Below are 21,870 nucleotides of genomic sequence, written 5' to 3'. Positions count from 1 at the left end.
AGGGCAGATATCATTAGGTTTAAAGATTAATCTGATCTACCCATTTGTGGGTAAAAATACACATAATGCGGGTGACATAATAGTTAATTAACTTTTGTTAGCGTTTTGAAATTAAAAACACCGTTCACCTGAAGAGATATTAATTTTTAGCGATGATGGAGGGATAATTATATTTGATCTGGCACAAGTTTTACTGATGAAGGATGTAACTTGTGCCAGGGGTATTTTGCATTACGGTAATAATTATTACTTACAGATAACCAGCGATCCGTTATTGGCAATATTGTTTCAGTAGTGAGTAGTGTTCTGCCTGAATACGGTAACGGTAAACCGGACGCCCCGTGACGCCATAATGGATACTGGTGAACAAGATGTGGCAGTTGACCAGCCAGATGAGGTATTTACGGCAGGAAACACGCGAGATGTTAACCTCGTTAGCCAGCTCGTCGGTTGAAAACTCATAGTCCTGATGCGCGTCAATCCACTGGCACAGCGTGCGTAACGTCTGCGGCGTTAAGCCTTTTGGCAAGCGACGAGGATCCTGTTCGTTGGAGCTGCTGCCGTGGATTAGCTGATCAAGCTCGGCCTGGTCATAATACTGATGTTTTTCCAGCGCCATTTTCTTTTGCCGCCAGCCGGTGAGCGCCTCTTCAAAGCGGGAAGCCTGGAAGGGTTTGATCAGGTAATCCACGACACCGTAATGCAGCGAATCTTTAATGGTTGCCGCATCGGCTGCGGAGGAGATGACAATCACATCACTTTTGCAACGCGCGTTATGCAGGACAGGCAGTAAATCGAGCCCGTTCTCTTTTTGCATATAGATATCGAGCAATATCAGGTCGATAGGCGTATCGCTATTGAAGATAATCTCTTTGGCTTTCTCCAGCGTCGAGGCTGTTCCACAGCATTGAAAGCCTGGGATTTGTGCTACGTATCGGCGATTCAGCTCCGCGACCATTGCGTCGTCATCGATAATTAATACATTGATCATCTGTTCGACCTCTCCCCGTCCCAGGGTATCTGGACAAAAAATTGTGTGAAAATCCCGGGTTCCGATTCCACGGCGATGCTGCCGCCGAGATTTTCTACCTGTTGTTTGACAAGTGCTAAACCGACGCCTCGCTCGCTTCCTTTTGTCGAGACACCTTTGTCAAAAATGTGATCGATTTTGTCGGGTGCGATCCCCGGTCCATCATCGTTAACTTCGCAGTGCAGCCAGCCGTGACGGTAGTGCAATGTTACGCTAATTTTGCCACCGGGTTCCGGCCCTAATGCTTCCAGCGCGTTTTCTATCAGATTTCCCAATGTGGTAATCAGCGTCGCGACCTGGTCCTCACTGCCGCTGTCTGGCAGCAGGCTTTCACTGTTTAAAATCAGCGTATGGCCTAAATCGGTCGCGCGGTTAATCTTGCTGATTAAAAAACCAGCGATAACCGGAGATTTGATCTTACCCAGCAGAGAGCCAATCTCTTCCTGATAGTTATTGGCTGTTTTGAGAATGTAATCTTCCAACTGCTTATAACTCTTCAGATGCAATAATCCGAGAATCACATGCAATTTATTCATAAATTCGTGGGATCGTTCACGAAGTGCATCAGCATAGTTGACCAGACCGTCGAGTCGCTGCATCAGTTTACGAACTTCAGTTTTGTCCCTGAAGGTTGAAATGGCACCGATGATAACGCCATTACTGCGCACCGGAACGGTGTTGATCAGTAATAGCCGGTCTTTAATCGTAATCTCTTCGTCGCGGCGCGGCGTACCGTCGCGTAACACTTCCGAGACATCTACCACCTGTGACCATGAGTGGCTTAGCGTCGACAGTTTCTCATCGTCCTGCGACTTACGGTAATTCAGCAATTCTTGTGCGGCATCGTTGATCAGCGTGACCTCGCCGCGATCGTCCACGGCAACGACGCCTTCTTTGATAGACTGCAACATGGCCTGGCGCTGCTCAAACAGCGTGGAGATTTCGTAGGGTTCCAGGCCGAAAAGGATTTTTTTCAGTACCTTAACCAGAATGCAGGTGCCAATCAGTCCGACCAGCATGCCAAATAATACCGACCAGATAATGCTCCAGCGACTGTCATTGATTTGTTGGGTCACGCGGCTTAACTCAAGGCCGATCGCCACCACGCCAATTTGTTTATGATTTTCATCGTAGATGGGGGTAAATACGCGTAAAGCCTGCGCCAGAAAACCGCGATTGATAGCGACATTTTCTTTGCCATTCAGCGCTTTAAGGATGTCATCACCTTTAAATGGCTGACCAATACGCTGGGCTTCAGGATGCGAGTAGCGAAGACTTTGCATATCGGTAACGACAATAAACAGCAGATCGTTGCGTTTGCGCACGGCTTCCGCGATGGCCTGGATTCCGCTCTCCTGCGGTTTTTTCTGCAAGCCCTGACGGATTTCCGGCGAGTCGGCGAGGGTACGCGCCACTGCCAGTGCCTTGTTGGCCAGCCCGTCTCGCGTCATATCACTGATTTGCGAGAAGTAAATCAGATGCACCACCAATAGCACCGAGAACAGTACCGCGCTGACCATTAAGATCACTGTGGTACTCAATTTCATCGGACGTTTGCGTAACATGCGGTAGGGCAATGAATGTCTCATCAGCTTCCTTGTGTGACAAATTTCTTAAGCATTATCTCTGATGAGGCGGGTAATTCAAAGGGAGTAAGAATGATTGGCTATATAGGGGAAGAGACTCTGGCAACGGAAACTGCCAGTGCTGTATGAAGATTCCAGGGCTATGCTTATAGCGATAATCATACTGATGAGAGAGGGAAAGTCATGGATCAGGCGCTACTGGACGGGGGTTATCGCTGTTATACCGGCGAAAAGATCGATGTCTATTTCAACACTGCGATATGTCAGCATTCTGGCAATTGCGTACGTGGCAACGGCAAGTTATTTAATCTCAAACGTAAGCCGTGGATCATGCCGGATGAAGTCGACGTCGTCACTGTGGTTAAAGTGATTGATACGTGCCCGAGCGGCGCGCTGAAATACCGTCATAAATAAGCGAGGGTAAAATGGAAATACGCGAAGGCCACAATAAATTTTACATTAATGATGAACAGGGCAAGCAAATCGCTGAAATTGTCTTTGTGCCGACCGGAGAGAATTTAGCGATTATCGAACATACCGATGTCGATGAAAGCCTGAAAGGGCAAGGGATTGGTAAACAGCTGGTTGCGAAAGTCGTGGAAAAAATGCGTCGGGAAAAACGAAAAATTATCCCATTATGTCCATTTGCGAAACACGAATTTGATAAAACGCGGGAGTATGATGATATTCGCAGTTGATGGGAGAGTACAGATTCACGATATTTTTCATGCTCTCCGCGGTGTGATGCAGGAGAGCATCTGAAGGGTAGGGGGATGCACAAAGAATGGGCAGAGAGCGCGTTTTTTTGTCCCAAGTCATCCCCTTTACTGAGCAAAAAAAAGAATATCTCCAATATGAGAATCATCAATCGGGGTTAATAAGTTTTGCGTCCCCAGAGCGTTCAATATTGATAGGAGTCATATTATGGAAGGTAAAAACAAGTTCAATACTTATGTTGTTTCTTTTGATTATCCATCATCTTATTCCTCAGTGTTCTTAAGGTTAAGATCATTGATGTATGATATGAATTTCTCCTCTATCGTGGCTGATGAATATGGGATACCACGACAATTGAATGAAAATTCCTTCGCAATAACGACATCATTAGCCGCAAGTGAAATCGAAGATTTAATCAGGCTCAAATGCTTAGACTTACCGGGTAATGACTCCAACTTATTGATAGTGTTTTATGTTCAGATAATGCCCGATGACTTTGTCATGCAGCTCCACCGATTTTGAGAACGACAGCGACTTCCGTCCCAGCCGTGCCAGGTGCTGCCTCAGATTCAGGTTATGCCGCTCAATTCGCTGCGTATATCGCTTGCTGATTACGTGCAGCTTTCCCTTCAGGCGGGATTCATACAGCGGCCAGCCATCCGTCATCCATATCACCACGTCAAAGGGTGACAGCAGGCTCATAAGACGCCCCAGCGTCGCCATAGTGCGTTCACCGAATACGTGCGCAACAACCGTCTTCCGGAGCCTGTCATACGCGTAAAACAGCCAGCGCTGGCGCGATTTAGCCCCGACATAGCCCCACTGTTCGTCCATTTCCGCGCAGACGATGACGTCACTGCCCGGCTGTATGCGCGAGGTTACCGACTGCGGCCTGAGTTTTTTAAGTGACGTAAAATCGTGTTGAGGCCAACGCCCATAATGCGGGCTGTTGCCCGGCATCCAACGCCATTCATGGCCATATCAATGATTTTCTGGTGCGTACCGGGTTGAGAAGCGGTGTAAGTGAACTGCAGTTGCCATGTTTTACGGCAGTGAGAGCAGAGATAGCGCTGATGTCCGGCGGTGCTTTTGCCGTTACGCACCACCCCGTCAGTAGCTGAACAGGAGGGACAGCTGATAGAAACAGAAGCCACTGGAGCACCTCAAAAACACCATCATACACTAAATCAGTAAGTTGGCAGCATCACCCAACCTATTTTTACCATCTATAGATGGGTTTATTTACATATTATTGGTGAATGCAAGACGTTATTTTTACCAGCCATAAACTTCTTGATTACATGGTATTAAGAAAGGATTTTACTGAGAACCAGAAGTAATATTCCTTACCATCAAAATTCATCATCTTTGCCAAAGAAAAATGTTCAGAAAATAATCCATGGAAAATTGTCCGGAGCGCTTACTATTTTAATGGATTGTTAGTCTTTGCATGAGCAAGCGGACTGATACATTTCTCTTTGTTCTCATTCAGAAAATCTCATCAGTCGGCGTTCAGACCGGTGTTGTGCTTTATGGATGCGTTACGCTCCTGATGACGTCATTTGACGTTCAACAACATCACGGGGCCGCACGACATTTCACGTCAGTTAGTGCTATCGCTCAGGAACAAATTTTCCCGAATTGAGATATGCCCGCAAATTGCTGGTGATGTGGGGAGAATCTGGTTGAGTTCGGGAGAATTGATTTGGAGGCAGAACGCTTAAATCGTGGCGTCCTGAAACGAAAAACGGACCTCCGTGGAGGTCCGTTTATATGAATTTGGTGCCCGGACTCGGAATCGAACCAAGGACACGGGGATTTTCAATCCGATCGTTGATTGCAAGTTAAATAGTAACGTTTGTAATTAGTCTGTTGTGACTGCGCATATCGAATAAATGTATTCGAGTGTGCACATGGAAAACGTTGTAACCAAGACTCAACATAAAGCACGAGTAGTCCCTGTCATTTCCACTAAAGGTGGTGAAGGGAAATCCACTCAAAGCGCCAATCTGGCCGGATTTTTGGCCGACGCCGGCAAAAAAGTCCTCCTCATCGACGGTGACCATTCCCAGCCCACCGCCAGCAGCATATTCTCCCTGGAATACGAAGCGCCTAACGGTCTGTATGAGCTCCTGATGAAGACCGTCGATTTGGCGCAGGCTGACCAAATCATCTCCCGTTCCGTTATTAACAATCTGGACATTATCGTTTCCAACGACCCGCATGACCGCCTCTCTTCAGCTATGCTGCATGCCCCGGACGGCCGCATGCGTCTGCGCAATGTTCTACAGCATCCCTTATTCCAAAATTACGACGTCATCATCATCGACTCCAAAGGCGCAGCATCCATCATGTTGGAGCTCATCCTGCTGGCCAGCTCCTCGTTTGCTGTTGGTGTCATCAAGCCAATCTTGCCAGACACCCGTGAATTTTTACGCGGCACGCTGGGGCTGATGGAAGGGCTGCTGCCTCTGGCAGTTTACGGTATTGCCATGCCTCAGGTGCGAATACTGACCAACTGCATGGAATACACCAACCTGGACTGGCAAACACTGAAAAGCCTGAGCGGAATTATTGATAACGGCAAGTATCTGCGGGCCGATGCCTTTGACGTCTCCCTCCTGAATACCATCATTCCCAAGCTGGAAATCTACAAACTTGGTCATGCCTCTGGACAGCCTGTTCACCGCCTGGAAAAAACCACCACGCGCACCTCCACGCCCGCGGCAGCAGACACGATGTATGACCTGGCCTGTGAGCTGTTCCCGGACTGGACCCCTGATTTCGACGTCCTGCGTCAGGAGGCAAACCAATGAATATCGAGCAACTTATTGTCTTGCTGACTGAACAGCAGCACTTGACTGCGCGAGCGCCCTGGGCGGTTCTTGATATCTATGGTGATGAAGCCACGGTGGTTGACGCCAATGGTTTTGAGCACCTGGAAATTCCCAACGTCGCGATAGTCCCCGACTGGGAAAAACTCGGATTGGAACACTGGTCGGAGAAAGGTGGCAGCCGTGAGGTGAGCCTTGAGGAGCAAAAAGCCAATGCCCAATTAGCCGCCGCCGCACCGCTGCTACTGGCACATATTCATGTTCTCAACCGCCACGTAGTGGCCGCAGGGAATGCCCTGCGTCGTATGCTGGAAATGCATGAGATGATGATGGCAAAGGCCAACCATGCAGCCAGTTTTTATGATGCTGAATGCCTGCAGGAAATGGCGGAAGCGCCACTGGAAGCGGCCGCAGTGCTTGAGTATGTCTGTGGCGATGAAACGGTGAACGCTGAGCTGAAAGAAGCGACCTGCGTCGGTTGCGGCTGTACCGACCACAATGCCTGTGTTGATGAAAATCGCACGCCCTGCAGCTGGCTCAAAGTCAACCGCGAGACAGGGTTAGGTGTTTGTTCTTCGTGCCCGACATTCCTTAATCACTCCCTGACTGCCGACGGCGATAAACCGGAGGTGCGTCATGGCTGAGACGAAAATTCCTCATTCTGTCGATGCCGAGCAGGCCGTACTGGGCGGGCTGATGTTGGAGAACGCGCGCTGGGATGACGTGGTTTCTGTCCTGCGTGACGCTGATTTTTATATCCCGTCGCATCGCCGTGTTTTCCAGGCCATGGGGCAACTGATGGCGGTTAATCAGCCTATCGACCTGATTACGCTGTCTGAGTCGCTTGAAAAGAACAATGTACTTAAGCAGGTTGGCGGTTTTGCTTATCTCGCTGAGATGTCCAAAAACACACCGAGTGCAGCGAATATCGAAGCGTATGCCAACATTGTCGCAGAGCGCAGCAGACTACGTCGTCTGCTGGATCTGGGGCGAGCGTTAAGCGCCGAAGCCGTAGCCCCTCAGGCAAAATCTGAACTGTTGACAGAGCGGGTAGAGAAGCAGCTGCTGGAACTGTCGGAACAGGTGTATACCCAGCAAAACGTCTGCCTGATAGATGGCCTGGATGCGGTAGTCAGCCGACTGGAAAACGTCACCGGAGGAACCGGTGTGACCGGAACCCCAACAGGCTTGTCATTGGTTGATGAGATCACTTGTGGTCTGCAGGATGGGGAGCTGACTCTGCTGGCCGCGCGGCCAAGTATGGGTAAGACCGCATTTTCACTGGCGTGTTGCGTCGGTGCGCTGGAAGGCACCGATCGGCCGGTATTCTGCTTCAGCCTGGAGATGCCGCGGGAGCAATTGCTGCAGCGTTTTCTGGCGATGCTGGGCAGAGTGGATTTGACCCTGTTCCGCAACGGTCAGCTTGATGATGAGCATTGGGCGCGTATTTCCGAAGCCATGGGAATTATGACGGCCTGGAATGACCGTCTGATTATTGATGACACGTCCGCGCTGACGCCAGCACAGCTTCGTTCACTGGTGCGCCGTTATACACGTTTGTATGGCCGGCCGGCGCTCATCATGGTCGATTATCTGCAGCTGATGCGTGCGCCTGATTTTGAAAACCGCACACAGGAAATCTCGGAAATCTCCCGCAATCTGAAGGCACTGGCCAAAGACACACAATGCCCAGTGTTGGCGCTGTCGCAGCTGAATCGGACGCTCGAACAACGGGCTGACAAACGTCCGATGAACAGTGACCTGCGCGACTCCGGTGCACTGGAGCAAGATGCTGATGTGATCGCCTTTATTTACCGGGACGAGGTGTATTACCCGGACTCTGATGATGCTGGCACGGCTGAGATTATATTCGGTAAGCAACGCCAGGGGCCAACCGGCATGGTGCGCGTCCAGTACGAACAGCAATACACGGCATTCCGTGATTTGGCCTTGCCTGAATTTGAGGGAGGAGCTTAATCATGGGACGTATCAATACCAAAAAAATTGACCTGGGGAGCGCATTGCTTCAGCAGGGCAAGACTGCAGTAGGCACTAGTAGTAATGCTCCTGCTGAAGGGGCCTTACCTGCCACGGAAATGCCGATGGTGCTGACTCTGAACGAAGTCAGTCCTTTCCCGGATAACCCAAGAACCTCCCGTAATCCACGGTATGAGGAAATCAAAGCTTCAGTGCGGGCGCGTGGCCTGGATACGGTGCCTAAAATAACGGCAGATCCTGAGCGTCCTGAGCTGGGCTTCTTCTTTAGTGACGGGGGAAATACTCGCCTTCAAATTTTGTCGGAACTGTGGCAGGAAACGGGAGATGAACGGTTTTTCCGTATTTCCTGCATGTTTAAACCGTGGCCCGGCCGACTTTCGTGTTTGATTGGTCACCTGGCTGAGAATGAAGTTCGAGGCGAACTGAGCTTTATTGAAAAGGCTTTTGGTATCAAACAAGCGCGGGAGTTTTTCGAAGAGAACTTGGGTAAGAAGGTTTCTTTGCGTGAACTCTCCAACCTTTTGGGTCAAGAAGGTTACCCGGTACATAACTCTAATATCAGCCGGATGGAAGATACTATCCAATATTTGTATCCTCATATGCCGAATCTTCTTAAATCGGGTTTAGGGAGACCTCAGATACAACATCTATTGTCGTTACGAGTTAATGCATATAAAACATGGGATAACTTTTCCTCAGACAACGCGCCCGTTAAGGATTTTGAGGAAGTATTTGGGGCTGTTTGCGCACATTTTGATGATCCTGATGCATATTCTCTTGAAATGTTCAGGGATGAACTGATTGGTGCATTGGTTAAAGCTCTCCCACATCCATCTCTGAATTACGATCGCTGGCTCCTCGAGCTGGATCCAAAAGAACAAAATCGCCGGCAACAGCTTGGGGAAATTGAGCCGTTGAAAAGCGTCTCCAGTTTCGCTACTCAGCCGATGGTTGAGTCAACAGTTGATGTTGGATCATCTATCCCGCCTCTTTCCTCCGATGTACTGGAACCGGGTACGCAAGCGTTGACGTTGAGCAGCGCGCTGGACGAACAGGGAAACGCAGAGGAAGGAACACTTGATTCATCTTCTGCTGGGCCAGGTACGTCAAGTACACCTCGGATTGAAACCCAGGATGATTTATATGGCGCGCCCCCGGTTCTTTCCGGAGATGTTGACGTACAACCCTCACCAGGCATTTCCGAGACAAAGACTGCTGGGGCAGGACAATCTGCGCAACCGGGTCCTGTAGCACCGGAAGTTACCCCGAATGCTGAGGGATCGGAAGTCGCCTTCGCTGAAGAAGGGCTTGAGCCAGTGGTTTCTGTCTGGGCCATCCCGGCCCTGCAGGATGACATTGAACACCTGCAGGGCATGGCTTATCGCCTTGCCTTCGAACTGGCCGAACAAGCTGGCTGCGAAACTGAGCTTAAAGCCGATAAAGCAACGCTGACTGCGGCAGGGTACTGCCTGGCCACACAGCAGTTGTCTCCATTCACTGCACTGCTTCTCTCACTGACTGGGCCGAAACCGGTAAATGATACCTGTTCATTAAGTGAAGCGTTGATTGGCGCCGCTGATGGCGCCGGGTTCCCGTTACTTGATGATATCCATGCTGTGAAGTTTCTGCGTCTTGTACGCGTTCTTCGCCGTCTGCGTGAGCTGCAGCGTGATGTAGGTATTGAGGAGGAAGTATGAGAGTCACTATTGAGCGTTTGCAGGCCATTTTGGCAGATCCTGCTGCCGGTCATGATGAGTATGAGATGGCGGCGGAGTTGTTGGCTGTCAGGGCGATTACCGCCTGTTATACCAAAGAGGGCCTTAGTGTCCTTTTGGAAACATGCAACGTCCTGATAAACAGAAAAAACACCTCTGGTTACTCGGATAATCTCAGAGAGATTGCACGCGTAGCCCATGGGCTCTTGGCCAACTGGGAGAACAATTAAATGAGTCATTCACAACGACAGGATCGGCTGGTGAAACTGGTCCGCAAGCTCCTTGAGCTTGCTCGGAGCAATAGTAATGCCCATGAAGCAGGACAGGCATTGTCCCGCGCCCAGAAGCTTATGGCGAAGTACGGGATCACGGAGCTCGAGGCGAACATCTCCTCTATTCAACAGGCGCCGACCAAGGGGGCGCCATCTCAGTCATGGGACAAAATCCCGGAGTGGATGAGCCTGTTGACCTGGACCGTCGCCAATGCGTTCGGCTGCCGGCACTACTTTTCTTCCTTTGAAAGCCGAACCGGGTTAAAGCGTCGCAACGTCACGTTCTACGGCTTCAGTGAACGTCCTGCCGTTGCTGCTTACGCCTTTGATGTGCTGAGTCGCCAGCTCAAGGACGCTACGGCAGCTTACCTGAAAACCCAGGATAAGCGTCTGAAAATGGCGACGCGCCGTGCGCGAGCAGAACAGTTCCGTGCGGGTTGGGTCGAAGGCGTCCGCCGAATTGTCGATGTTTTCAGCGTATCGGAGCATGAACAAGAGCTGATGTCTGCGTGGTTGGAACAACAGGGCATGAGCACGCTGAAAACCCGCTCGGCAAAACAATGTCGCGGTGATGCCATAGCGCGTAGTCAGGGCTATCTGGCAGGACAGAACGCTCGTCTGCATCACGGTGTTGACGGTTGCGGACCTGCTGGTATTGGCTACAGCGCCGGGGAGGACTAATGGATATCGTATTTTTGTTCGTGTTGTGCTGTGTTTTCGTTGCAATTGGTGGCGTTGTTGCATCAAGGACAAGGACAACTTTTTTTGCAGCCTCTTTTATTTTTGCTGCCTCTTATATTGTTTTTTCTGGCGGCGATTTTTGTGTTGGTCGCGGCTCTTATTAATTTGTTCACCAGGGGGTACTACTAATGAGTAACAGCTTGTCACAGGCAACAAACAGCCTGCTCACGCAGCTCGTCATGGAGCTCAAGTCCGGTTATATCCGCCGCTGTGAGTCTCTCGGACTCACGCCAGAGGAAATGCAGATGCTGAACGGTCTGACCGTCGATGATTTGTATTACCTGCTGAACAGCTCCGTCTCGGTGCTCACGTTCCAGATCCATCACGAGAATTTCGCTTTGATGCTGCAACAGGCTCGTCGAGAACAGCAGCGGATGCAACGTATCGACCGTGCGCTGGCGCTGGGCGGTTCTATCGAGATGATGCAGCACTTTTTTGGCTTGTCCAGTGTCGAGGTCTCTGCACGCCGGCGTATGACGGGGATCCAAATCCGCCAGGGACGCTGTTCGACGCTCAGTGATGAGGACAATGCATCGCTGTGGCGCCAGTGGCAGAAAGCGGACATCGATGATCCGTCCAGCGCTGACGGCCTGGACGTCATGATGCTCGCGGCCGAGCAGATGGATGTGTCGTTAACAGCGGTCTGGCACGCCGTGCGGAGTTTTGATGGAGCACAGACTCGCACGGTCCGTAAAGCGATCCAGGCCGTACGTAACAAAGCAGGTGTCGGGGAGGAGCTTGTAAGGAGGTCAGCATGAAGCCGTTAGTGTTGATGCCGGGGCTATATGCCCCGCGTTCCGCCCCTCCTGCCTGTCAGAAAAAAGCGCGGGAACAGGTGAGACGTTTTCGCCAGGGGGAAAGGAATTACAAGGCACTGCATGTAAAGGGTAAGCACCGCAGTGGCCGTGCCTGGATGAAGATCAATATTAGTGACAGCTGGCGTTTGCTTAGCAGAAACAGTGGTGTTGATTGGGAGCTGCTGACCCACGAACGCTACAACAATGAATTATGGAAATGATGACATTCACCCTGTGCCTGCCTGGCGGGCACAGGCCTGAGTGCCGTTTGGCGATGTGTAGCACAGCTGCACGACAAATGATTGTTGCCACGCTTATCGGGCGTGGCGAAAGGATAAGGATGCGCAAATTCGATGAGCATAAGCAAAAGACCCGATGACAGCCTGATCACTTATACGATTGAGCAGATGAATGCCCGGCTGGCTGAGCGAATATGCGACGAAAACCCAGCAGGCTCTGCCGATTTAACAAATCTGCGTAGTGGCCTGCTGTTCACAGGAAACGTCCATGATGCGGTACCGCGCCGGTTGATGCTCGACACGCGCCTGTCTCCCCTGGATAAAGTGGCGTGGATGATGATCCGCCTCTATGCCCAGCAGAACCAACAAAATCAGGGAGCCATGTTCCCGACCTACGACGAGCTGCAGCTGCAGTTAGCGTCACCGTTCAAGGGCAAGGCATCGCGTGAAACGGTCAGCCGGGTTTTATTGATGTTGCGCCTGACGGGCTGGTTGAGCCTATGTCGCCGCGTACGTGACAGTAAAGGGCGGGTACGCGGGAACATTTATTCTCAGCATGATGAGCCGCTCTCAGCCTGTGATGCTGAAAGCCTTGATCCGACCTGGCTTGATACGGTTGCGGCAGCCTGCCAGCACAAGAATCGGGCTGTCAGTCAGACGGCCTGGTCAGTGTTGTCTGACATCCGAAACGACCCGACGATGCGTCATTATCACTCGCAACTGAATGTGATGGCGCAGCGTCTGGGTGCTCCTCAAACCCCTCAAGAGATGGCCGAGCAGATGGCATTGGGTGAAGAAAATGCCGGCAGTTCGGTAACCGAACTCAGTGAAAAATACCCCGGTTCGGAAACCGAACTCAGTCAATTTAAGCCGAGTTCGGTATCCGAACTGGGTGAAATACGAGGTAAGAAAATACAGAGTTCGGATTCCGAACCAAGTCTAAAATCAACAGGTTACAGCAATCCTGCGAAACCGAACTGTAACGTACGTTCTTTCACACAAAGTGTGAATAAAAAAACGTACGTTCCGCGACTGCCTGAAGCATTGCAGCAACGCATACCGGAAGCTGACCTGCAGCAAATCCATGCCCAGTTACAAGCCTTACCGACTGACGTTGCTCGCCAGGTGCTGGAAAGCCTGAGCGTTGCCCTGACCCGTGGAGAGGTGAGTAACCCGACCGGCTGGCTGTTCAGCATGATGAAACGGGCCCGTAACGGGGCTCTGTTTGTCACCACAACTCCTTCAAAACCGGCTAAAACCGAGCCTGTACGTCCTCAGCGCCCTGCAGAAGCGTCCCGAAAAGCGCCTGGCCAGGTTGCAAGCCGCGAGCATGTCAGTGCCCTTGTGGCAAAACTGCGGCAGGGGATGGCCAGAGCCAGGAGCGGGAAGTGAATTTCACATTGGAGCGCGATTTGATGACTTTTGGTGCTGACAGTGTCAGCGGTGGTCGATAAGCGTTCGATGCTGGCAGTGTCAGCAGTGATTAATAAGTGTTCGGTGCTGACAGTGTCAGCAGTGGTTAATAAGTGTTCGGTGCTGACAGTGTCAGCAGTGGTTAATAAGTGTTCGGTGCTGACAGTGTCAGCAGTGGTTAATAAGTATTCAGTGCTGACAGTGTCAGCAGTGGTTTAAAAGCGTTCGGTACTGACAGTGTTAGCAGTGATGTGCGATATGCATAACCGTTTTTATTCAGAGAACAAAAAGAGTTTTGGATTGCTGGAATAAGGTGCTGCCGAGACTATCTCAAGCCAGACATTCCAGATATATCCTCAACAGGAGAAGGAGCCACAAATGGCAGACACGACCGAAAGTGCACAGCGCAAACCCGCGCCGGCAAAGGCTGGGGCCCTCAAGTCCACGCTGACGGTACAGTTACACACCCAATATGCCATCCTGCTGTGGGAAGGGCGCCAGCGAGATAAAGAAGCCAATAAACCCCAAATCGTCGGTATGCCGCAGGTGATTGCGCGAGCCGGCAAAATCAATGCCGATTCAAACGATGATAACCCTTACGCCGACCATGCCATGTTGTTACTTGAAGAAGCGATCGAGCGCGGTACCGGACGGCTGCAATCGGCCGTTGCCGACCTGGAAAAAACCTTGTCCAGCTTGCCTGGACAGGTATCAATGTCAGAGGTGGCGTCGGTTTCTCCTCTGAACATCGGTGTTTTTAGCCGAACGCCACTGGGTTATCGTTGCGTTTGGTTGCTTGTTGGGTTTGACCAACTGGCGATGAAAGCCTTCCAGGCCTGGCATTATGGGCTGATCTCCCGTCAAAAACGTGATGATTTACTGAGCCAGGGCGGGCACTGGGTTCGCCAGGTTTATGGTGTTGTTCAACAATACCGTTCGGTCGCAGCGACGCGTGATGATATTCGACTGCAAACCCCTGCCGGCATTGATGCAGTAAAGCGTTTGGGTCAGCCTGATGCTGACATTATGAGTGGGGCTAAACGCTCTGCATTCTCCCCCCCGCTTCGTCCGGCTAAAGGAGACTCAGCATGAGTAATGACAGCTTGAGGTTCTTACGCTCCACGGCTGCCGTCTGCCTGCTCGGGAGTTTTCTGCTGTCAGGGTGTTCGATGTCAGATGTGACCGCGTGGAATCAGAAGATCAGCGATGCTGCACATTCTATTGCCAGTGGTTCGGGGACGAGTTCTGATTCCGGTGGAATGCCCTGGATGACCAAGGCCGGTGCTACCGGTCCTCGCAAGGATGTTCAGCATACCTATACGCTTCCGGTGGATGTTGATACTGCTGCTGCTCGATTGAAAAGCCACTATCAGTTTATCACCACTGACGAGCTTGAAAGTCTCCGTCAGCGCGATCAGTACGGCGACTGGAGCGCCGGCGCTATTGACGAGGCGCGGCCGGAATGGGCTGCACAAAAGGGCAGTTACTACAAGATGGGCCAGGAGTGGACGGATAACGATCGCCTGATGCTGGAAGTCGAGAAGTCCGGTGCCGGCAGTCGCCTGAAGGTCACCTACAGCTCACCGGACAGCACCCACCTGACCGACGCCTATCTGCGCCGCCTTATGACCCAGCTGCAGCAGGTTGCCAAAGGCCAGCGCTGACGGAGGCTATCCGATGCAACTTTACCTGTGTGAAAAACCGTCCCAGGGAAAAGACATTGGCGCCGTTCTGGGCGCCAACCAACGCAAGCAGGGTTACCTGACCGGGGCAGGTGTGATTGTTACCTGGGCTATCGGACACCTGCTGGAGCAAGCTCAACCCGAAACCTATGGTGACCAGTATGGCAGTCCCTGGCGTGAGTCGGTGCTGCCTATTGTCCCAACGCAGTGGAAAATGGTGGTTAAGAAAGATACCGCTGACCAGTTTGCCGTTATCCGTGGTCTGCTCAAGCAGGTTGATTCGGTCGTGATCGCGACGGACGCCGATCGGGAAGGGGAAGTGATAGCGCGCGAGCTGCTGGAGTATTGCAAGTTTACCGGCCCGGTTGAGCGGCTCTGGCTTTCGGCGCTGGATGAAACCAGCATTCGCCAGGCCCTGGCCAACAAGCTGCCGGGCAGCAAGACAGCCCCGCTCTATGAAGCCGGTTTAGCCCGCGCGCGCGCGGACTGGATGACCGGCATGAACCTGACCCGGCTTTATACGCTGAAGGCGCGGGAACAGGGTTATGGCGAGGTGTTGTCTATCGGCCGCGTTCAGACGCCGGCACTGGCGCTGGTCGTCAACCGCGACCGTGAAATCGCCAACTTCGTTTCAAAGCCCTACTGGCAGGTGCAGGCCACACTGCAAAAGGACGGTATCAGTTTCCCTGCCAACTGGGTGCCGGCGGCCAACTACTGTGACGAAGAAAAGCGCTGTATCCACCAGAATGTTGCGCAGGCGGTGGTGCAGCTCTGTCAGCAAACCGGGCAGGCGGTGGTGCTGGATGTTGGTACCGAACGCAAGAAAGAATCGGCGCCACTGGCGTTTGATCTTGGTTCACTGCAGCAGGCCTGCTCGCGAAAATGGGGGATGGGCGCTAACCAGGTATTGAGCATCGCCCAGTCACTGTACGAGACCCACAAAGCAACGACCTATCCGAGGACGGACTGTGGTTACCTGCCCACTTCAATGCAGGCTGAAATCCCGGATGTGCTTAATGCCATTACCCAGACGGAACCGGCTCAGAGTACAGTGATTGCCTTGCTGGATACCGGTTTTGTCTCCCGTATCTGGAATGACAAAAAAATCACGGCGCACCACGGCATTATCCCCACCAAGCAGGCATTCGACCTGAGCAAGTTGTCAGCTGATGAACTCAAGGTCTATCAGTTGATACGTCAGCACTACCTGGCGCAATTCCTGCCGCTGCATGAGGTTGATGTTACGGAAGCGACGTTCAATGTCGGTGGCCAACTGTTCCGCACACGCGGCAAGGTAGAAGTGATTGCCGGCTGGAAAGCACTGTTTCAGCGGGAGGAGCGTAACGAGAAAGAACAGCCGGATGAGTCGGAAGAGGCACGCCTGCCGGCCCTGGAAAAAGGGCAGCCTTGCACTGTTGCCGGCGCTGAACTTAAAACGCTGCAGACCAAGCCGCCGAGTCATTTCACTGATGGCACGCTGATAGCGGCAATGAAGAACGCAGCGGCGTTTGTCAGCGATCCGCAGTTGAAGAAAGTGCTCAAGGAGAACGCAGGATTGGGAACGGAGGCGACCCGGGCCGGCATCCTGGAAACGTTGTTTAAACGGGGGTATCTGGAGAAGAAGGGGAAATTTTTGCTGTCGACGCCGATTGCCGGCGAGCTGATTGATGCCTTGCCGACGGCACTGACGAACCCGGGCATGACAGCACTCTGGGAGCAGGCGCTGGATGAAATCGCCCAAGGAAAAATGACGCTTGGGACGTTCATGGACCGTCAGGCACAGTGGGCGACGCATCTGGTCGACAAAGGAAAGACACAGGCTGTCAAATTCACTGCGCCGCCGTCGCCGCCCTGCCCATTATGCAGCGGTACCATGCGCCGGCGTACAGGTAAGAAAGGTGGTGGTGCATTCTGGGGCTGCAGCAATTACCCAACCTGTCAGGGGATCATCAACATCGTTGCCAAAAGTGGCGGTAAGGGCAAGCGTTATAAGGGAAAATCGGCGGCTAAAAATAAAACAACCAGATCAGAGTAAGAGATTGTCTGATGTTAATCCCAGAAAGTTTTGCTAAGGTTAGCTGGCTTTCTTATGCAGAATGCACAGGTACCCCGTAACTGCGGTGGTGGAAAAATTCTTCCATGGTTTTTTTCTGCTTCAGTTCGGTCAGTGACCCCCACACTCAGGTTGACTGACAAGGCGCAAGCAACTCCGTGAAAAACGCGCCGGGACACTAGGTTCTCCCCGGAGTTAGACAGAATATTCATCAGGTTAAGGTACTGACCCCGCGGCGTTGATTTTCGGATCAACGCCGTTTTTATTTTCTGGCTCGCAAAAATGATCATTACGGTTGACACTCACTTAACTTGCATTAAAAATGAACAGGCTTACTCGTTGTCTTCGGACAACCAGCCAATGCTTCAGCACTCTGTGAGAAGCGCCTTCGGGTGAGTGCCAGCCAAAGTTTCAGCGGTCTGTGAGAAACGCCTTCGGGTGACTGCAAATAGCCTCGTAGCCTGAAAGAGGAAGCCCCAGTGGCGGTAACCCTGTTTAACCTTTGAGAACAGGGATCACTGAACGGTGATGAAGGTCCATTTCACAATTCAGACAGTCTGCACTGACGTATGACTTTGCAGACTCCCGACGGGAAACACTTTTCCCGTCAGGGAAGGTGTATTTCTCCGTCACCGAATCTACACTCCATGGAGAAATCATCATGTCTAACGCAAATCAAGCTCAACAAAATTCCACCAAAAACACTGAATACTTCAACCTGACCATCAACGGGATGGGGTACCTCAGCAATGTTCGTCAAGTCAATGGTCCTAATGGCACTTTTATCAGCTGTGTTGTTAATGCTCTGTCCGGTCCTACAGATAACGCCAGCTATACGCGTTTCGATTGTACCGTTGCAGGCAAAGAAGCAAGCAGCTTGATTAATCGTTGCCAGAAAGCCTGTGACGAAGACAAAAAAGTTCTGATTGGTTTTGTGCTCAGCAATCCCAAAACGGACATTTTCACGCTCAACAGCGGCGAACATGCCGGTGAACAGCGTGTCAGCCTGAAAGCGCGCCTGATTCGTATCGATTGGATCAAAATCGGTCAGGAAAAGGTGTACCAGGCTGAAAAATCCTACTCCCAGCCGCCTCAGCAGGGTTCTGCGCAGCCAAGCTACGCTGAAAACTCCTTCTGATAACGCCCTCTCACGCCCTTTCCCGGGGCGTTTTTCCCTTTCCAATCCATTTATGAGGATTCGATTATGGCGTCTCGCGGCGTAAACAAAGTGATTCTTGTCGGTTATCTGGGCCAGGATCCAGAAATCCGTTACATGCCTTCCGGTGGCGCAGTGGCTACGTTGTCACTCGCAACCTCCGAAAGCTGGCGTGATAAACAATCCGGTGAACAAAAAGAGAAGACCGAGTGGCACCGTGTGGTGTTGTTCGGGAAACTCGCTGAAATAGCCGGCGAATATCTGCGTAAAGGCTCGCAGGTCTATATCGAGGGCCAGCTGCGGACACGCAAATGGACCGACTCGGACGGTGTTGACCGTTACTCCACTGAAGTGGTGGTCAATGTCGGTGGGTCAATGCAAATGCTGGGCGGCCGTTCTCCGGATAATGCCTCTGGCCAACGTAGCCAGAGCAACTGGGGCAAGCCTCAACAGCCAACCCACAGTGGCACTCCGCCTCAACAGCCTCAACCACAGGCACAATCTGGCGGGAGTGAACCACCGATGGACTTTGACGATGACATACCGTTCTGAATGACATAAGTATGGTGTCGCCAAGGCAGCCATCTATTCGCTCTAACTCAAATGCTGCACATAACCTGGTTATGTGCAGTTTTTTTTTCATCTCAGCCACCCTGGCTGGCAGCTGCTTCACACCTGTTCGTTATCGAACGCGGCATTGATGTGACTGCAGAGATAGACCTGACAGAACGATAATGAATGCCGGCGTTGTGAAACAGTGATGCAGACCTTCGGGCCTGCATTTTTTTTATTTTCAATAAAGAGTTGTTAATTGAGAGCGAGGGGCGGTAACCGCACAGTGGCACCTGTTTAGTCACTGTACAGGAACCTCCCGGATGAAAAAAACACTCGTAGTCTCCGCCCTGGCAGCCGTCATCCTGACGGGCTGCACCACGCAACAACCCCTGCAGCAGCGTGATACGTCACTGGTCACACCGCCTGTCACCGTCACCCGCAATGTCCAGCCCGTTTCACCGGATGCGTATGGCCAGGCACCGGAAGTCGTGCGCTATGACCGCTATCTGCTGGTCAGCACCGATCCGGCCGCCGTCCAGCGCGACCCGCTTTCTCAAATCATCGATATCCGTATTCCTGCCTCCGTCAAACCGACGGTGGCCGATGCGCTGCGTTACTCGCTGCGTCAGTCCGGTTACACCCTGTGTGCGACCGGGCCGGCAAACGGCGTGTTGTATCGCCAGGCACTGCCGGCGGTGCAGTACCAGCTGGGGCCGATGCGTTTGCGCACCGCGCTGCAGGTCCTGGCGGGGCCGGCATGGCAGCTCGAAGTTGACGATGTGCAGCGCGTTGTTTGCCACAGCTTGCGCGACGGTTACCAGTTGCCGGCCTCTCAGCTGCCACCGTCGCCGACGCCACGTGTGTATCACGCAGCGCCAGCTGCAGCACCTGTAGGCACGATGGCGCCGCCGGCGATTAAACCTGTGTCTTCAACCGGAGGATGGCTGAAAAAATGACCGAGCATAACGAAGAAATGGTGCCCATGACGCCGGCCAAAAAAGGATTGCTGCGTAGCAAGGCCTTTTGGCTGGTGACGGGCGGGGTGGTGACGGTACTGATTATCGGCATGGTGGGTGTCGGCGCCGTCAAACACGTTGACCAGCGTATTGCCCAGCTGGAGACGGCGCAAAAAGCGCTGGCGCCTCAGGATGACATGACCTCGATGTCCGACGTGGTGCAGGCGCATGCAAAACAGCTGAAGGCCCTGACAGTACGCCTGAACACACTCAACGATGAGATGACGGGGCTCCGGACCACCAACAGTCTGCCCGAAAAGCTCGAGCAGCAGCTGCAGGCGCAGCAGGTTGAACTCAATGCACTCAAAGACAGCCTGGAAGCGCTGAAAAAGCCTGCGGTAACGGCGCCGGCAGAAAATACCGCCCCTGCCGGCAAACCTTCTGTCGCCGTTCCGGCTGCACCGTCGGCCACGGCAAAAATCACCCCAAAGCACAAACCTACGCCGATTAAATCTGCCCCGCGTAAAGCGGTACGCCGTGTGGTGCGCAAAGCGCCATTCGTGCTGACCGGGGTGGAGCAGCGTGGGACAGCGGCCTTTGCGGCCGTGGCGCCGCAGGGATTCAGTGACCTGTCGCAGGTTCGGCTGATTGGGGAAGGCGAGTCTGTTGCCGGGTGGACACTGGTCAGTGCCGGCCACGGTCAGGCGACGTTCCGTGTCAATGGTCGCCTGCAGACCGTCAGCGCGCAATAAGGAGCATCTGATGAAATTGACATACAGCCTGTTCGCCCTGGTGCTACTGAGCCCGTTATCACAGGCGGCGCAGCAGACAGCCATCGAAAACAGCCTGTCTACCCTGAGCCAGCTGCAGCAAAGCCAGGCCAACAAGCTGGCCGAACAGGGCAGACAGTGGGGATTGAGTGGCCAGGAGTACCAGCGTTACGAGCAACTCATGGAGGGGCCGCGCGGGACACAGTCCCCGGGGCTCGATCCGCTGACGGCGCTCGGTATCGAGGCCAAAAGTGATGCCGAGCGCAAAAAGTACGCGGAGCAGTGGGTGAAGCAGGAATTCGTCCGCACCGAGAAAGAGCTGAAGTTCCAGCGCGAAGTCGATGCGGCCTGGCAGCGCCTGGGTGTGCTGCCGGTCAACATGGGAAATGCGGCCGGTATCGCGCATGACAGCGGCGGCCGCCTGGCGCTGTTCGTGAAGGGCAAGGACTGCGGCCAGTGCGATGCGCGTCTGGCGGCGGTGCTGGCTGACAACCGTCCGGTCGACATTTACCTGGTCGATAGCAAAGGGGATGACGACGTCCTGCGTAGCTGGGCGAAGGCGCATCATATCCCGGCTGACAGGGTCCGAGCCCGTCAAATCACGCTCAATCACGATGGCGGCCGCTGGATGAAATTCGGCAACGGCCTGATGCCGGTCGTGCTGCAACAGGGGAAAGACGGATGGACTATCGCCGCGTTTTGACCGCAGGCCTGCTGCAGGCCACATTGTTGTTTGCGCATGCCGCTGCCGCGCAGGACGTGCCGCAGGGTTACCGCGAAGTCGCAATGCGCCACGGTGTGCCGCCGGAGTCGCTCTATTCGGTAGCCTTGACCGAGACCTCGATGTCACCGAAAGGCATTATTTCCGTGACCCGCGGCGCTGGTCCGGCACCGGATGTTGAACGCCCGTGGCCATGGACCATTAACGTCGCTGGCAAAGGCTACCGTTATGCCACCCGACTGCAGGCCTGGGAAGCGCTGCAGGGCTTCCTGAAGGAATACCCGCGCAAGCGCATCGATGTCGGTATTGCCCAGGTCAACCTGGGCTGGAACGGTCATCACTTCACCTCGACCTGGGAAGCCTTTGAACCCTACACCAATTTGAATGCCGCGGCAGCCATCCTGCGAGAGTGCTACAACCGCAATCCCGGCAGTTGGCTGACGGCTGCGGGGTGTTATCACCATCCGGCCGGCGGCGCCCCTGCAGCCCGTTATAAATCCATCGTGAGAACCAAGCTGGCACGCCTCAATCGCAGCGGTACAAAGACGCCAGTGGTTTCCCGTCATACACCTGACCCGACGCCGGCAGCGACGCAAACCGTCGCGCTGACGTGGGTTGAGCCGAGGAGTCAATAA

Annotated in this window: 25 protein-coding genes and 1 pseudogene; 22 read left to right on the top strand and 4 right to left on the bottom strand. The window is 53.0% G+C overall.

Going from position 1 to position 21,870, the window contains the following annotated elements; translation table 11 throughout:
* Nucleotides 1-271: 271 nt before the first annotated feature.
* Nucleotides 272-991, bottom strand: a complete 720-nt coding sequence (gene dcuR / locus ACU8XX_RS22455) for a two-component system response regulator DcuR (protein WP_000611288.1) — start codon at nt 989-991, stop codon at nt 272-274.
* On the bottom strand, nt 988-2,619 hold the full coding sequence (locus tag ACU8XX_RS22450) for a sensor histidine kinase (protein WP_446908380.1): 1,632 nt from the start codon (nt 2,617-2,619) through the stop codon (nt 988-990). Before ACU8XX_RS22450 ends, dcuR begins: the two co-directional genes overlap by 4 nt.
* A 180-nt stretch (nt 2,620-2,799) precedes the next feature.
* On the opposite strand from ACU8XX_RS22450, the gene yjdI reads away from it, so the two are divergent.
* From yjdI to ghoS, 3 genes are all read left to right on the top strand, one after another.
* The gene (yjdI, locus tag ACU8XX_RS22445; RefSeq protein ID WP_016241784.1) at nt 2,800-3,030 is read left to right on the top strand and encodes a 4Fe-4S mono-cluster protein YjdI; all 231 of its coding nucleotides are present in this window, start codon (nt 2,800-2,802) and stop codon (nt 3,028-3,030) included.
* An 11-nt stretch (nt 3,031-3,041) separates the two neighbouring features.
* Nucleotides 3,042-3,314, top strand: coding sequence for a GNAT family N-acetyltransferase (locus ACU8XX_RS22440; RefSeq protein WP_000405647.1), 273 nt, complete (start codon nt 3,042-3,044; stop codon nt 3,312-3,314).
* A gap of 226 nt (nt 3,315-3,540) precedes the next feature.
* On the top strand, nt 3,541-3,855 hold the full coding sequence (gene ghoS, locus ACU8XX_RS22435; RefSeq protein WP_097466773.1) for a type V toxin-antitoxin system endoribonuclease antitoxin GhoS: 315 nt from the start codon (nt 3,541-3,543) through the stop codon (nt 3,853-3,855).
* Here ghoS and ACU8XX_RS22430 read toward each other — a convergent pair.
* Together ACU8XX_RS22430 and ACU8XX_RS22425 are read right to left on the bottom strand one after the other, a co-directional pair.
* Nucleotides 3,790-4,487 (bottom strand): IS1-like element IS1A family transposase gene (locus tag ACU8XX_RS22430; protein WP_103215986.1). Its coding sequence is split into 2 segments (ribosomal slippage): nt 3,790-4,238 and nt 4,238-4,487, totalling 699 coding nucleotides; the frame shifts between segments, so codons are not numbered across the junction. The genes ghoS and ACU8XX_RS22430 overlap by 66 nt on opposite strands.
* A gap of 269 nt (nt 4,488-4,756) precedes the next feature.
* Nucleotides 4,757-4,916: pseudogene (locus ACU8XX_RS22425) on the bottom strand (tyrosine-type recombinase/integrase); the annotation flags it as partial.
* A 330-nt stretch (nt 4,917-5,246) separates the two neighbouring features.
* Between ACU8XX_RS22425 and ACU8XX_RS22420 the strand changes: the two are divergent.
* From ACU8XX_RS22420 to ACU8XX_RS22330, 19 genes are all read left to right on the top strand, one after another.
* Entirely contained in the window at nt 5,247-6,149 is a 903-nt protein-coding gene (locus ACU8XX_RS22420) for a ParA family protein (RefSeq protein ID WP_446908379.1), read from the top strand.
* Nucleotides 6,146-6,811 carry a hypothetical protein gene (locus ACU8XX_RS22415; RefSeq protein WP_446908378.1) on the top strand — a complete coding sequence of 222 codons (666 nt, stop codon included), beginning with the start codon at nt 6,146-6,148 and terminating at the stop codon, nt 6,809-6,811. Before ACU8XX_RS22420 ends, ACU8XX_RS22415 begins: the two co-directional genes overlap by 4 nt.
* The gene (gene dnaB-PI / locus ACU8XX_RS22410; protein ID WP_446908377.1) at nt 6,804-8,144 is read left to right on the top strand and encodes an SPI-7-type island replicative DNA helicase; all 1,341 of its coding nucleotides are present in this window, start codon (nt 6,804-6,806) and stop codon (nt 8,142-8,144) included. Before ACU8XX_RS22415 ends, dnaB-PI begins: the two co-directional genes overlap by 8 nt.
* 2 nt (nt 8,145-8,146) lie before the next feature.
* Nucleotides 8,147-9,862: a ParB family protein gene (locus tag ACU8XX_RS22405; protein WP_446908376.1), complete on the top strand. Its 1,716-nt coding sequence runs from the start codon at nt 8,147-8,149 to the stop codon at nt 9,860-9,862.
* The gene (locus ACU8XX_RS22400; RefSeq protein WP_446908375.1) at nt 9,859-10,110 is read left to right on the top strand and encodes a hypothetical protein; all 252 of its coding nucleotides are present in this window, start codon (nt 9,859-9,861) and stop codon (nt 10,108-10,110) included. The genes ACU8XX_RS22405 and ACU8XX_RS22400 overlap by 4 nt, the downstream gene beginning before the upstream one ends.
* Nucleotides 10,111-10,833, top strand: coding sequence for a DUF2786 domain-containing protein (locus ACU8XX_RS22395; protein WP_446908374.1), 723 nt, complete (start codon nt 10,111-10,113; stop codon nt 10,831-10,833).
* Entirely contained in the window at nt 10,833-10,997 is a 165-nt protein-coding gene (locus ACU8XX_RS22390; protein ID WP_446908373.1) for a hypothetical protein, read from the top strand. The genes ACU8XX_RS22395 and ACU8XX_RS22390 overlap by 1 nt, the downstream gene beginning before the upstream one ends.
* Nucleotides 10,998-11,021: 24 nt before the next feature.
* Nucleotides 11,022-11,651, top strand: a complete 630-nt coding sequence (locus ACU8XX_RS22385) for a DUF2857 domain-containing protein (protein ID WP_160029922.1) — start codon at nt 11,022-11,024, stop codon at nt 11,649-11,651.
* The gene (locus ACU8XX_RS22380; protein WP_197950786.1) at nt 11,648-11,911 is read left to right on the top strand and encodes a ParE family toxin-like protein; all 264 of its coding nucleotides are present in this window, start codon (nt 11,648-11,650) and stop codon (nt 11,909-11,911) included. Before ACU8XX_RS22385 ends, ACU8XX_RS22380 begins: the two co-directional genes overlap by 4 nt.
* 132 nt (nt 11,912-12,043) lie before the next feature.
* The gene (locus tag ACU8XX_RS22375; protein WP_446908372.1) at nt 12,044-13,321 is read left to right on the top strand and encodes an STY4528 family pathogenicity island replication protein; all 1,278 of its coding nucleotides are present in this window, start codon (nt 12,044-12,046) and stop codon (nt 13,319-13,321) included.
* A gap of 399 nt (nt 13,322-13,720) precedes the next feature.
* Nucleotides 13,721-14,434 carry a PFL_4669 family integrating conjugative element protein gene (locus ACU8XX_RS22370; protein WP_446908371.1) on the top strand — a complete coding sequence of 238 codons (714 nt, stop codon included), beginning with the start codon at nt 13,721-13,723 and terminating at the stop codon, nt 14,432-14,434.
* The gene (locus ACU8XX_RS22365) at nt 14,431-15,006 is read left to right on the top strand and encodes a hypothetical protein (RefSeq protein WP_446908370.1); all 576 of its coding nucleotides are present in this window, start codon (nt 14,431-14,433) and stop codon (nt 15,004-15,006) included. Before ACU8XX_RS22370 ends, ACU8XX_RS22365 begins: the two co-directional genes overlap by 4 nt.
* Nucleotides 15,007-15,019: 13 nt before the next feature.
* The gene (locus ACU8XX_RS22360) at nt 15,020-17,059 is read left to right on the top strand and encodes a DNA topoisomerase III (protein ID WP_446908369.1); all 2,040 of its coding nucleotides are present in this window, start codon (nt 15,020-15,022) and stop codon (nt 17,057-17,059) included.
* A gap of 679 nt (nt 17,060-17,738) precedes the next feature.
* The gene (locus ACU8XX_RS22355) at nt 17,739-18,215 is read left to right on the top strand and encodes an STY4534 family ICE replication protein (protein WP_326003496.1); all 477 of its coding nucleotides are present in this window, start codon (nt 17,739-17,741) and stop codon (nt 18,213-18,215) included.
* Between the two features lie 66 nt (nt 18,216-18,281).
* Entirely contained in the window at nt 18,282-18,785 is a 504-nt protein-coding gene (locus tag ACU8XX_RS22350; protein WP_446908368.1) for a single-stranded DNA-binding protein, read from the top strand.
* Between the two features lie 323 nt (nt 18,786-19,108).
* Nucleotides 19,109-19,744, top strand: coding sequence for a PFGI-1 class ICE element type IV pilus protein PilL2 (pilL2, locus tag ACU8XX_RS22345; protein ID WP_446908367.1), 636 nt, complete (start codon nt 19,109-19,111; stop codon nt 19,742-19,744).
* Entirely contained in the window at nt 19,741-20,496 is a 756-nt protein-coding gene (locus tag ACU8XX_RS22340) for a hypothetical protein (protein WP_446908366.1), read from the top strand. The genes pilL2 and ACU8XX_RS22340 overlap by 4 nt, the downstream gene beginning before the upstream one ends.
* A gap of 10 nt (nt 20,497-20,506) precedes the next feature.
* A complete protein-coding gene (locus ACU8XX_RS22335; RefSeq protein ID WP_446908365.1) occupies nt 20,507-21,217 on the top strand; it encodes a TIGR03759 family integrating conjugative element protein in 711 nt (236 codons plus the stop codon).
* Nucleotides 21,196-21,870 (top strand): transglycosylase SLT domain-containing protein, encoded by a 675-nt coding sequence (locus ACU8XX_RS22330; protein WP_446908364.1) that lies wholly within the window; start codon nt 21,196-21,198, stop codon nt 21,868-21,870. Before ACU8XX_RS22335 ends, ACU8XX_RS22330 begins: the two co-directional genes overlap by 22 nt.

The organism is Escherichia sp. MAL-1, assembly GCF_052948035.1.
Note: the sequence above shows the minus strand (reverse complement) of the source record. Positions and strands in the feature narration are given on the sequence as shown.